Source organism: Pseudomonas helleri (assembly GCF_045830615.1).
Taxonomy (GTDB): Bacteria; Pseudomonadota; Gammaproteobacteria; order Pseudomonadales; family Pseudomonadaceae; genus Aquipseudomonas; species Aquipseudomonas helleri.
Window position 1 is genome coordinate 3,872,924 of record NZ_CP174501.1, and the last position, 12,501, is coordinate 3,885,424.

At 57.1% G+C, this 12,501-nt stretch carries 6 protein-coding genes; 2 read left to right on the forward strand and 4 right to left on the reverse strand.

Annotation, left to right across the window (positions count from 1 at the left end; all coding sequences use genetic code 11):
- Position 1 precedes the first annotated feature (1 nt).
- Entirely contained in the window at positions 2 to 1,393 is a 1,392-nt protein-coding gene (locus ACJJU9_RS17435) for an aldehyde dehydrogenase family protein (RefSeq protein WP_353231807.1), read from the forward strand.
- 80 nt (positions 1,394 to 1,473) lie between these two features.
- Here the strand turns inward: ACJJU9_RS17435 and ACJJU9_RS17440 are convergent, their stop codons facing one another.
- The 3 genes from ACJJU9_RS17440 to ACJJU9_RS17450 all read right to left on the reverse strand — a co-directional run bounded on the left by ACJJU9_RS17440 (position 1,474) and on the right by ACJJU9_RS17450 (position 10,064).
- Positions 1,474 to 8,421 carry an NEL-type E3 ubiquitin ligase domain-containing protein gene (locus ACJJU9_RS17440; RefSeq protein ID WP_407729100.1) on the reverse strand — a complete coding sequence of 2,316 codons (6,948 nt, stop codon included), beginning with the start codon at positions 8,419 to 8,421 and terminating at the stop codon, positions 1,474 to 1,476.
- Between the two features lie 128 nt (positions 8,422 to 8,549).
- Positions 8,550 to 9,422 (reverse strand): NAD(P)-binding domain-containing protein, encoded by an 873-nt coding sequence (locus ACJJU9_RS17445; protein ID WP_407729101.1) that lies wholly within the window; start codon positions 9,420 to 9,422, stop codon positions 8,550 to 8,552.
- Between the two features lie 15 nt (positions 9,423 to 9,437).
- Positions 9,438 to 10,064, reverse strand: a complete 627-nt coding sequence (locus ACJJU9_RS17450) for an RraA family protein (protein WP_048370487.1) — start codon at positions 10,062 to 10,064, stop codon at positions 9,438 to 9,440.
- Positions 10,065 to 10,163: 99 nt separating this feature from the next.
- Here ACJJU9_RS17450 and ACJJU9_RS17455 point away from each other — a divergent pair, with 99 nt between their 5' ends.
- Positions 10,164 to 11,063: a LysR family transcriptional regulator gene (locus ACJJU9_RS17455; protein WP_153332582.1), complete on the forward strand. Its 900-nt coding sequence runs from the start codon at positions 10,164 to 10,166 to the stop codon at positions 11,061 to 11,063.
- Between the two features lie 69 nt (positions 11,064 to 11,132).
- Here ACJJU9_RS17455 and ACJJU9_RS17460 read toward each other — a convergent pair whose 3' ends face one another.
- Positions 11,133 to 12,476, reverse strand: a complete 1,344-nt coding sequence (locus ACJJU9_RS17460) for an MFS transporter (RefSeq protein WP_407729102.1) — start codon at positions 12,474 to 12,476, stop codon at positions 11,133 to 11,135.
- Positions 12,477 to 12,501 lie beyond the last annotated feature (25 nt).

The window sequence follows — 12,501 nt, forward strand, 5'->3', positions numbered from 1 at the left end:
CATGAGCCCGATTTCCAGCCAGACCCACGCCCTTTCGATCAACCCGACCACGGGTGAGCAGATTGGCCACTACGCGTATGAGTCCGCCGAGGCTCTGGACGCGGCCCTCACCCGCGCCGCGTCGGGCTTCAGCCGCTGGAAGCGCACGCCGTTGCAAGCGCGCTCTGCCGCCATGGTTGCACTGGCCCAGGCGCTGCGCGACAACGCTGACGCCATGGCAACCATGATCACCGAGGAAATGGGCAAACCGATCACCCAGGCCCGTGGCGAAATCGAGAAATGCGCCAAGCTCTGCGAGTGGTACGCCGAACACGGCCCGGCCATGCTGGCCGCTGAACCGACCCAGGTCGAAGGCGGCAAGGCACGCATCGAATACCGCCCTTTAGGCCCGATTTTGGCGGTGATGCCGTGGAACTTCCCGGTCTGGCAAGTGCTGCGCGGCGCGGTACCCGCCTTGCTGGCAGGCAACACCTACGTGCTCAAGCACGCACCGAATGTGATGGGCAGCGCGTACCTGATTCGCGACGCCTTTGTGCGCGCCGGTTTTGCCGAGGGCGTGTTTGAAGTGGTCAACGTCACCCCGGACGGTGTGTCGCGCGCCATTGCCGACCCGCGCATCAGCGCCGTGACCCTCACCGGCAGTGTTCGCGCCGGTACCGCCATCGGCGCACAGGCTGGCGCTGCCCTGAAGAAATGTGTGCTGGAACTGGGCGGCTCCGATCCGTTCATCGTGCTCAATGACGCCGACCTCGACGCCGCCGTGCAGGCCGCCGTTGTCGGTCGTTATCAGAACTCGGGGCAAGTCTGTGCCGCCGCCAAGCGTCTGATCATTGAAAAAGGTGTGGTTGAGGCATTCACTGAAAAATTCGTCGAGGCCACCCGAAAACTGGTGGTGGGCAACCCGCTGTCCAGCGACACCTACATCGGCCCGATGGCGCGCTATGACCTGCGTGATGAACTGGACCAACAAGTGCGCGACACCCTGGAAGAAGGCGCGACCCTGCTGCTAGGCGGTGGCAAAGCCGAAGGGGCTGGCAACTTCTATGAGCCGACGATTCTGGCCAACGTGACCGACCAAATGACCTCGTTCAAACAGGAACTGTTCGGCCCGGTAGCGTCGATCATTACCGCACAAGACTGTGCGCATGCCGTGGCGCTCGCTAACGACAGCGACTTCGGCCTGACAGCGACCATTTACACCGCCAATGTCGAACTGGCCCAGCAACTGACCGGCGAACTGGAAACCGGCGGTGTGTTCATCAACGGTTACTCGGCCAGCGATCCCCGCGTGGCTTTCGGCGGCGTGAAGAAAAGCGGTTTCGGCCGTGAACTGTCGCACTTCGGCGTGCGGGAATTTTGCAACGTGCAAACCGTGTGGCTGGACCGCAACTGAGTGGATGCACACCACTGAACAGGGATAACAGGGGCCAGCACGGGATCATCGTTCCCGTGCTGGCCTTGTCAATGACGCTTCTATTCCAGTAACGCACGCTGAAGACCGCAGAGTCGCAGCAGGAGGTCATGCTCTCTGACAGACACCTCTATACGCGCGATATCTGCCGCTATTTCATACCCCTCACTGGCAGGGCTGTCGTATTGCTGATCCAGTGCATTAATCAGCTCATCGCTATAAGCTTGCAGCGCCTCGAACTCTTGAGGGTATTGCGCTTTCAGATAAGTGAGCCAGTGGTCCTGGGTCGTCAGATGCTCTAGAAACTCACTGCTTTTTTCAGCCAAGATGACCTTCTCATAAGCCTCTTCTATGGCTGCAGGCGTGACTTCGGGCGCACTAGCTCTATACAACATGTCGGCGGCCTGCTTGGGCAAGTCCAGCCTGTTGGCCAGGGCAGTGCGATAAGCCAAACGTACCTCTACGACTTCAATAGTTCCTGAGGCATTGGCCGTGGCCTGAGCAATGCTTTCCACTTTACCGAGACGAAACATCCGTTTATAAAACGTAAACAGCTCTTGACCACTTTTACTTGCGGCCCCCGTACCAAACTCATTGAACTCATACACTTTTAATTCAATGTCGTTAAATACAAGCATCCTTCCATCGGAGCAGGTACCGCGCGAGCGGGCCAGGCTGAAAAGCTCATCACGCAACGTCTCATCTTTGTAAGCTGCCTCCAGTACCTCCCATACTCGCTGGTTCAACTCAGCCCTGACGAGGGCAAAATCCTTACTCCCTTGAAGTAACTCAAGCAGGCGAAAAAAATACTGGGAGCCGGGGGCTGCTCTAAGCACGTCCCACATTTCGTGTTTTGCTGAATCAGCAGGCACGTCCTGGAACCACGGTTCTTTTTCATCTCCCAAGGCCTGCGCACCCGGTAACTCATCAGTTATTTCCTCATCGGTCTCTACATCGCTCTGCCCATCAGAATCTTCATCCGACCCGGCTTCAGAACTGTCGACCTGCAAGTCTTCCAATGAATACCCCAAGTCATTGCCTGTGAAATCACGGTAGTCGTACAACGACCTTAGTTCACTGTTGGGTAGATAATTATTGGACAGGTCAGTCCCGGCCATCAGCAGGTCGTGATGACCTTGCAGAGCGCGAAAGGGAATTGCCTCGATCTGATTGGTATCGAGTTTTAAAACACGCAATTGCGCAAGATCCAGTACGCCCTCAGGCCATTCACTCAATCGATTGCTACTGAGTATCAGTGTCTGCAAGTTATCCATGCCCTGGACGTCGACTTCGGTCAGCGCGTTTCGACTTAGATCCAGCGATTCCAACCCACGCAGGGGTTCTAGATCAACTGAAATCAAATGGTTGCCAGCGGCTTCCAGGCTGTTCAAATGCTGGAACGCCCCAATGGACTCAGGCAGTCTGGTCAAGCCTGCATTGTTCAGTTGCAAGGTTCGTAACTGGCTAAACGATCGAATAAATGTTTGCACTCCCGACTCCGTTAAACCCGAACCACTCAAGTTCAAAGCGGTAATGTCATAAAGCGCGCCCGGCAGTTGAGGCATGTCGCCGATGCATAAACCTGAGAAGTCGAGCGCCTGCTGTTCGACGCCTGAACGGGCCACGCTATATCGCCAGGCCTGGAGAATGCGGCCCGCGGCAGTCTTGCGGTCTGCCGAGTTAACCCAACGTCTGCCCCCTTCTATTCGGTAATTGCGGCTCGCGATCCAGTCATTGAGGCGACTCGTGAGTGAGTCGAGCTCCTGTTCCCACGCCGCAAGCCTGACTTCAATGGCGACTTCGCCTGTTTTAATCTGCTCCAGGCGTGCTTGCGCCTGCGCGGGCGTCAGATCAGGGGTCAGTCGCTGCAAGCAAGTCAGAGGGGAATCATCGGGGGCGGTCGTGAACGGCTCAGGCAGCAGCAAGTCCGGGTTGTCTGCGACCTGAATCGGGAAGGGTTCAGGCTCGCCGTCCGTCACACCCTCGGCCAGACTGTCCAGGCTGATGCCTCCTACTCGGTTACGTTTGTGTTTGAGCGCATAACCCAATAAGTCATCACAGCTTTTAGGGGTTAACCGGCACCCTTGCAGCAGCGTTTTGCTTAACACGGTTGGATGATTTACGACCTCAGGTGGAATCTCGGTTAACGCGCTGAAACTTAAATTCAGAAACCTTAACGAACGGCACCGTTCAATGCCTGCCGGCCAGTGCTTTATTGAAGTGCTATTCAAGTTGAGTTCTTGCAGTTTATCGAGTGAACTGACATCCAGCTCGTCTACCCAGTTACCACTCAGGTCCAAATGCTTGAGCCCGACCATGGAATTAAGGCTCTCCTGCATCTGCGGCGTGACCCTCAACTCATTGAACCCGAGGTCTAAATTGCTTAGCTGCGGCAGGTCAGCCAGAGCGGATGGAAAATCCAGTAATTGGCTTCGCGAAAGATCCACTGCTTGTGCATTTTTGAAGGCGCCCAGGAACGTGTTCAACTCGTCTACAGGCACGTTAAGCGCAGGTATTCTCAAGCGCGTAACATGGGTAAAAGAATGGGCTTCAAGCTTTGGCAAGTCGCCATATGCGTCCCCTTCCAGGTCGAGCATGCCGCCCTCCTCCGGTAGTTTCCAGGCAACGCCCAGATCATCGCCTTCCAGACCCAGTCGTCCGGCCAACCCGCTGCGCCAGCAACCTGTAATCCGATCGCAAACCGTTTGCCGAAACTGAGTGTAAACGCCTGAAGATACCTGGCTTTTCCAGTGATTCAGACGCGCAATCAGGGTTCGGTACTCTTCAAAAACTTCACCGACCCGTCTGATCAACACCCCGGCGGGCAACTTGTGCAAGGCGCGCTGAATCACGGATTCAGTCAGCGCAGGCACCCGGGTCTGAACGGCTATTGTTCTTAGCCCTTCACTCACATAACTGGAGGCCAGGCCGGACACTTCAGCGGTATAGGCCGGGATAGCGGACAGAAAATCATAGGCCCTCACGATAGTGTCCAGATTCATGCCAGACCAGTTCAGCCGCAGCGTTGAAAACGGATGCAGATTGCTCTCAAAAAACGTGTCTGGCAGCGTCACAATCGAGGTATTACGCAGGTCCAGCAGCTCAAGGTGTTCGAGCCCAAAAAGCCCTGTTGGCCATTGACTCACGTTGCCGAACAGGCTCAACCCTCGAAGCTCGGACAAGTGCGTGACATCCAGCGCATTGATGTCGCCGCTTAGGGATAACTGCTCGAGCTGTGACAGTGTCGACAGCACATCAACCAGCGGTGCACTTGAGTCTGCTCCGACATTCAACATCAGCGAAAGCTCAGTAATCCCGTCCAATACGGGCAGTGCCTGCGCAATCGGCCCGATCTGATCTTTGCCTACGAACAACTCCAGGCGTCGTGCATTAGGAAAACGCTGGAGAAATTCGGCGCCCGGCTCACTGACTAACAAGCCGGCGTCCATACTCAAGGCCCTGACATGCGAGAAGTCAGCTTCCCATGCCGGTAATTGGCTAACGCTTCCCAAATTGAGGGCAATATTGGCGTCATGGTTATAGGGCAGCCCTGAGCGCCAGCACTCAATGACTCTGCTCACAATCCCAGAGCGTGCGCTGCTCTCAGCACTCCAGACTTGCAGGACGCTACGCAACCCCTGCAGTTCATTAAGCTGGTGCTCTAACGCGTCAAATATCTGTTGATCCGTAACACCTTGGCTCAACCGCGCTTCAATGTAGCCAAGCGCTTGTTCATCACTCATGTCTGGATAAACATCGCGCAGCCTCACGACTTGCAGGTCTCTGACGCCAAGACCTTTTCCAGTGCCAGACAACGTATAACCGATCTGGTTATTGATCCGCCCAAGAGGAGGTTCCGCCCCCGGAATGCGCTGACGCAATATTTGCGCCACTTCTGAACGATTCGATAATGCATGCTTAGCCAATGCTCCCCGCAAGTCATCAGCCTGACTGATGTCTAAATAGCCCATGGCTTCACGGGTAGGTTCGGGCAACACCTGCACAATTGCTTCATAAAGGTTCAGGTCAGCGCTCAAGGGCACACCTGCCGCTTGCACTACAGAAAAGTGATCACCGGACTTGATCAGGGTTTTACGGATGGGGTCCTGATCAAGGCCAATGCTATCGAGCAAGCGTCCATTGCTGCTATTGGCCCTGATTTGCAGTTGTACGTCATTTGACCATCCCGGCAAATGTTCCAGACCACGCAGAGCCAAGCGCTCGCTGTCCAGAGAAAACAAGCTCTGCTTACACAGCCCTGCCATTGCGCGATTCATTCGCCCTTGCTGGACGTAGACGCGTGCACTGTCGTCGATGCGTTTGGGGAATGTTCCGTTACGCATATCCGCCAACTCACTGTTGCTGGCGCTCTCCAGAACTTCTTTCACTGCTCTTTCGGACAACGAGGGAAATCTGTTACGCAAGACCTCAACCTCGGTTGAAGAGGACGCACTCTTGACCGCACTTAGCAGGCGTTTGAGCAGGCGTTGTCTATGTTGGCTCAGGCCATCGGCAAGCTTCTGATTGAAGCGCCGTGCTTGCGATACAGAGCCCTCTGTACGACCCAGCAGCTGTGCTGCCTGCTCATCGCTTAATAAGGAGAGAATCCGTTCAGCTAACGTTCCCTGGGCAATGTCAGCACGGGGGATTCTGATAATCGGCCGGGGGTCGCGCTCAACCAGCACCTTCCCATAACGCGTTGAAGGGCCCCACATCGGGTCGCCATCAAACACTTCAAGCTCTTGCCCTCGGGGCCAACCTGGCATTTCAACCAGCACGCGCAAAACCTCGTCCTGATAGTGGGTAAAGCCTTTGCTACTGGCGATCTGCTCAATCAACGCATCCAGTTCGCGATCAACCCTGAACAGCTCAAACGTGTCGAGTAACACCGAAGGCGTGGGCAAACCCTCGATATGAACTTGACGCAGTACCGCATCAGACACCCCGCTTATGTCCCCCATCTGGCCGAGGGTGGCATCGTCAAACAGACGGGTCTCATGCCCAAGGCGACGCAGTAAGGTGGCCCGATTCCACTCCAGCGGCTGTTCATGAGCATGGCGCCATGCCCCCGCGTTATTGTGCTCAAGCGTGGGCTCGAATACGTTCTGGGCATCGGGATGTTTGAGCTTCCACTTATTGACTGATGGATCAAATGTTTGCTCATAGACGTGTTCACCCACTCGAACATACGTCTTGCCATTGACGTGGTACTGCCCCAGAGCATTGGGCTCACTGTTGTCCAGCACCTGCTCGGGGACCTGAAAAGCATGAACCTCTGGCTTACACAGGCGAATCTCCCCCGTGGGCAGCAAGGCCTGTCTCACCTCTTTAAGAATTCGGGGAATAGTGCCCGCTGGTATCTTGCTAAAGGCATACCCGGCGGCGCCCATCACGCCGATGAATGCCACATTCATAGCCACTGATTCCAGGTGCGACCATGCACCCTCCATGTCACCCACACTCCAGTTTTCAAAGCCCTCGTAGACCTCTTTGGCCAACTGCAGCGCCATGACCACCATCATCGCTTCTCCCAGTCCGGGAACAAAAAAGGCAGCGACGTTAAGCACATTCATTCCCACCGACGCCCAGTACTCCAGGGTCTCGACGGTCTGCTCCCAATCCACCACAGCGGCGGGTATGGCGATCGCAAGCGCATCCTCTTTTATCCTTTCTATTTGCCTGAAATAGAGCGTGTTGAAGATATCGCCAGAGATCGGTTGCAACGTTTGCTGGCTCACTCTCAAGTTGACGCTCGATGCGGCAAAATAAACAGGCTCCTCCTGGGTGCCAGGTGTGGGGTGTTTCTCGATCAACTGATGGTTCAGGCGCGTCAGAAAGTCCTTCTGTTTGCCTTGCGGTACCAGGCTTGCAAAAAACTGCTGGTAATTCGCGGAGCATAAGTTCGCGACCAGGTCCTCAGTGAATTCGCCCAGTGAGGAATACTCCTTGAGAGGGCTGACAGGGGCTCCCGGGATATACACCATGACAGGATCAGGGCCGGGCTCATCAAACCGGACTGCCGGCAAAGTAATACCTGTGTGCTCCTCCACCCAGCCTCTAATGGGGTACGAGCGAGCAGACTCGATGATCACTGCATGGCCAATGTTGAAGCCCAACAGCTCCAGCCCACTGAAGACCAGCGGCCCCATCCTCGGGTTTGGGGCACCGTCGAGCAATCCTCGGACCATCTGGTAACCCGCCCCTTTGACATCGCCTACCATCAGGCCGGTATGCAGCCGCACAGCCATTTGCTCTTTCAGGGCAATGATCATCTGATGTCGCAATCCGGCGCGTGTTGCCGGATCATCAAAAACACTGTTCAAGTGCTCCTGATACTGCTTGCCCAAATCAAGCTGGCGGCATAACTGCGAGAAAGCCTGAGGTGCTACGGCGTGCTGCTCTTTAAAACGATAACGGTTGCCCTCGATCGAATCGGGCCGAGTGTGTTCGCGCCAGATTAAATCAGCCCCCTCTGCACCCGAAAAGCCTGATGATCCTTGTGCGGTCAAGCCAGCTTTTTCGGTCACCAACGCACCCACCGGGGCGATCACACTGGATGCTCCCCCTACCACCACCGAGAAGTCTTCTTTACCCGAAAAGTTGAGCAAGGCCGCCTGCAGCAGGCTTTGCTCGTTTACCGGTTTATCACGACGCAGGTAATAGAGGCTGTTTTTATTGACATCGATAGCCGACGAATCGAGCCCCTTCATGGCCTCCACCAGCAGTGGCTCCGCAAACTCGGCGATGCCTTTAAACCCCTGGAGTTTAATGGCCAGCATGGCATGCGCCTTACGGCTTCGCGCCTGGCTCACCAACAATGCCTCACGCAGCCAGGGTGCGGCATGGGTGAACCACTCGGGCAACTGGTCTTCGTTTACATGCCCTGCAAACAAGCCGGCTCTCAAGCGTTGGATATGTGAGGGGTGGCTGTGTTTGATCCAACTGGGCATTTTGTCCTTGATAAATGCGCCATTGGGTCCTGCAACCTGTACCACGGGTGTTCCCGTCATTGAGTCTCTCCTGATAACTCATTCAATAAGTCATCAGAAAACCTCGCCTGCGCCCTGCTCAGGTGGTAACTATTTACCGCACGGGCCAGTGCTTGATCACGTTACTGGCCCATTCTCATCGGCGGAATTTATGAGCGGCTGATCCCATTGGCTTTGAAGAGCCATTCAAACGCCTGCTCCAGGGTCGGTGCGGGCGTCTGCAACGGATTCACGCTGATCTGTTCGGCGGTGCGCTGGAACAGGTCTTTGACCCCCGGCAGCACGGCCACCGGCATATCGGCGGCGCGCAATTGGCGCTCAGCCTCTTCAACCTCTTTGAGGCGACGGGGTGCATGCAGCACGTGCGTGCGGATCAAAGCGCCGAGGAAATCGCGCAGGCTGGCTTGATCAATGTCGCTCAAGGCGTCGTGCAGCTTGTCTGTCACGCCCTGTTTTTCTGCGGCCATAAAGCACTCGATGGTCAGCGCCTCCAGCCCTTTGGTAAACACGCTGCGCAAAATTTTGAGCGCAGCCGCATCGCCAGCAGCGCCACCTTCGACCGCCTTGAGCGGTGCGCCGATGGCCGCGTACAGGCGCTGCGCAGGTTCAATGCCAGGACCTGCGCCCAGCAAGTTGGTCTTCTCATGGGTCAGCGCGATGGCGCCGAGGATTGCCACGTCGACGTACACGATGCCCGATTGCGCCGCCTGTTCGGCAGCGATTCTGATCTGCGCCGGGTCAGCGGTCGTCATGTCGATGTACAGCGCGCCCTTGCGCATGTGGGCCAGCGCCTGCTCGGCCACAACCAGCGACACCGTGCCGAATACGCACGACACGACAACGTCGCAGTCTGCAGCGATAGCGCCGACTGAGGTGGCGATATCCAGGCCCCGCTCGGCGGCAAACGCCTGGGCGGTGGCTGAGGGTTTCAGGTCGCACAAGATGATGTCATGCCCTGCCGCTGCCCATGGCCGCGCATAAGTGAGGCCGACTTCGCCCGCTCCGACAATTGCGATTTTCATTGTTAGGGTTTCCGATTATTTGGCCCCGTAGGCGCCCTTGTAAGTTCCGGACGCGATTTGCGCCATCATCTCTGCTTCTTTTTGTTCGGTCCCCAGGCACCGTTGCAACAGTTCTTCTGCCTGCTCGGCCGGGAACGCCACGATGCCATCGTGATCACCGACAACGATGTCGCCCGGCGAGACGATCATGCCGCCAATGCTGACCGGTACGTTGATCTCCCCCGGTCCGTTTTTATACGGACCGCGATGGTAGGCGGCCCGGGCAAACACCGGGAAGCTGCCCTTGCCAATCGTCGCCAGATCACGAATGGCGCCGTCTACCACAATGCCTGCGGCGCCGCGTTTTTGCGCGATGGCGGTCATGATGTCGCCCATCAAGGCCCGGCTGATATCCCCTCCGCCATCCACCACCAGCACTTGCCCGGGGCTCAGGATTTCCAGCGCCTGATGGATCGCACGATTGTCACCGCACGGGACTTTCACGGTCAGGGCGGTGCCGACCATGGTGCCTTCAATGCGGTGGAATGGTGTGAGTGGCGCGCCAGGCAGGCGGTCCAGACAATCACTGATGATGGACGTCGAGGTGCGGGCATAAGCGGCCAGCAGCGCATGCAAGTCTGACGTTGAGGCGATAGCGTTCATGGGTGTTCCTCAGGTGGCGTATGGCTTTGAGGATAAAGACCCTGAAAAATAGAAAAAGCGATATTATCGTATGCCCAAACATGCCCAACAGGAATGTTAATGATCAACCTCCGGCAACTCCTTGCGCTGCACTGGATCGAACGCCTCGGCACTTTCGAGCGTGCGGCCGAGCACCTCAATACCACGCAGTCAGCCATCTCCAAGCGCATACAGGAACTGGAGGCCTCCACGGGGCTGCAACTGTTCGACCGCTCGCAACGCGGTGCACGGCTCACGGCCATCGGCGAAGAAATGCTGGTGATTGCCCGGGAAATGCTCACCCTTGCGGAACGCATCACCTCACTCAAGGACGGCACCCACGTGGTGACCCGACGGCTCAGACTGGGCGTGACAGAGCTGACGGCGCTGACATGGCTGCCCCGGCTGATTGCCAAACTGGTGGAGGATTTTCCGGGGCTAACGGTTGAGGCTGAAGTCGACATGAGCCGCAACCTCCATGAAAAGCTCGTGGATGATCTGGTGGACATGATTATCATCCCCGACACCTTCACAGCGCCCGAGATCACCGCGGTGCCGCTGGGCATCGTTGAAAACGCCTGGATGGCAGCGCCCGGCGTCGTCGAGCATTCGGGGGTGGTCGGGCTGGCCGAACTGGCCAAGTACCCGCTGCTGGTACAAGGCAAAAAGTCGGGGTCGGGTTTGTTTGTCAACAAGTGGCTGGGGACCATGGGCATCGAGCTGCCCAAGATGCTGTCCTCGGACAGCCTGACGGCCATGCTCGGGCTGACCGCCGCCGGGCTGGGTGTCACGTACCTGCCGCTGGAGTGCTTTCGCCCGCTGGTGGATGAGGGCAAATTGACGATCATACACACCGACCCGCCCTTGCCGCCTGTGCCCTACATGGCGATGTACCGAAATGATCGGCCCTCGGCGTTCGTGAGCGAAGTGGCGATTCGGGCCGTCGAGCAGTGTGATTTTTCGCGGCAACTGCAAAGCTGAGAAGGCGCAGATGACGGTCGTCAACGCACCTTCCCGGCGTGAACCGAAGGCTGTTAATGGGCAGCCCGGTTAGGCACTCGCCAGCGACTCGTCATGGTTGGCCGGCTCGTTAATCGAAAGCACAAAGACCAGTGCCGCCAGTGAGCACACGCCCAGGAAGATGAACACCGCCGTCCAACTGTAGCTATCCAGGAGCATGCCGGTGATCAGCGGCGCCATCGCCCCGCCAGCCTGGCCGGCGCTGTTGACCACAGAGGCCGCCACCGGGTAAGTGGTGCGCGTGGTCAGGCCCATGGAGTACACCGAAAATGACGAATAGCCGATGTTCAACAGAAAGCCCGTGCCAAACAACAGCAGGCTGACCGAGAGCAGGTCATTGGGCGCATAGACCAAGGCAACCATCATCAGGCACGTGGCCACAGCGCTGATCATCATCGTCGGCTTTCTGCGACGGTCCAGCACGGTGTCAGACAACCAGCCCCCCACAATATTGCCCAACACACCGCCAGCAAAAGGCAAGGCAGCCACGAAGCCGATCTGCATCAGTTCAAAATGCTTCACTTCCCCCAGGTACTTGGGCAGCCAGGCGAGCAGCACGTTGACCACACCGGTCATCAACAAATAGCCCAGGCCGCAGCCCCATATGTTCCAGGACGCAAACACAGAGCGTGAGTTGGCCAGTCGCGGTGTTTGCTTGTAACGCAGCAGGGTGTCCAGCGCGCCGAAGCTTTTGTGAGTGCGCACACTGTCGGTTTTGCTGGTCTGCTGGTCTTCGATGTAGGTGGCTTCTGCGTCGTTGACCCGGCGACCCGCGCGTGGATCGTTGGGCACCAGCCACCACCAGATCAGCGCCAGCACGACGCCAGGGATGGCGAAGGCAAAGAACATCGTCCGCCAGCCATCGAGCATGATCAGCGCCGCGCCAATGGGCGGCGCGATCACTGCGCCCATCTTCGCCGCCGACAGAAAAGCCCCTGTGGCGAGGCCTTTTTCACGCGCCGGGAACCAGCGATTGATCGTACTCAGCATCGACAACGGCAGGGCCGCTTCGGCAATGCCCAGCGCTGAACGATAGATTTTCAGCAGCCCGAAATTATGCGCGGTGCCAATCAGCAGAGTGACGATTGAGGTCAAGCCAATGGAGATCGGCGCAACAACACGCACGCCCACTTTGCTGAGCAAAAAGCCTGCTGGAATTTGCCCCAGGGAATAAAACAGAAAGAACGCGCTGACCAGCAACCCCGCCTGGGCATTGGTCGCCCCGAACTCTTTCTGGATGTAGGGCAAGGCGATACCGATGTTGGCCCGATCGGCAGCGGCCAGCATGTAAACAACGACAATGACTGACAGAACAACCCAGCGATACTTTGACCTCGCCTGAGCGGCAACGTCGGTGGCGGCGATTGCGGTCATGAACATTCCTTTTTTTTATGCTTAT

Excerpts from the sequence above, each read along its gene's own strand:
- ACJJU9_RS17435 (WP_353231807.1), top strand. The coding sequence starts at position 2 with ATGAGCCCGATTTCCAGCCAGACCCACGCCCTTTCGATCAACCCGACC.
- ACJJU9_RS17440 (WP_407729100.1), bottom strand. The coding sequence starts at position 8,421 with ATGACGGGAACACCCGTGGTACAGGTTGCAGGACCCAATGGCGCATTT.
- ACJJU9_RS17445 (WP_407729101.1), bottom strand. The coding sequence starts at position 9,422 with ATGAAAATCGCAATTGTCGGAGCGGGCGAAGTCGGCCTCACTTATGCG.
- ACJJU9_RS17450 (WP_048370487.1), bottom strand. The coding sequence starts at position 10,064 with ATGAACGCTATCGCCTCAACGTCAGACTTGCATGCGCTGCTGGCCGCT.
- ACJJU9_RS17455 (WP_153332582.1), top strand. The coding sequence starts at position 10,164 with ATGATCAACCTCCGGCAACTCCTTGCGCTGCACTGGATCGAACGCCTC.
- ACJJU9_RS17460 (WP_407729102.1), bottom strand. The coding sequence starts at position 12,476 with ATGACCGCAATCGCCGCCACCGACGTTGCCGCTCAGGCGAGGTCAAAG.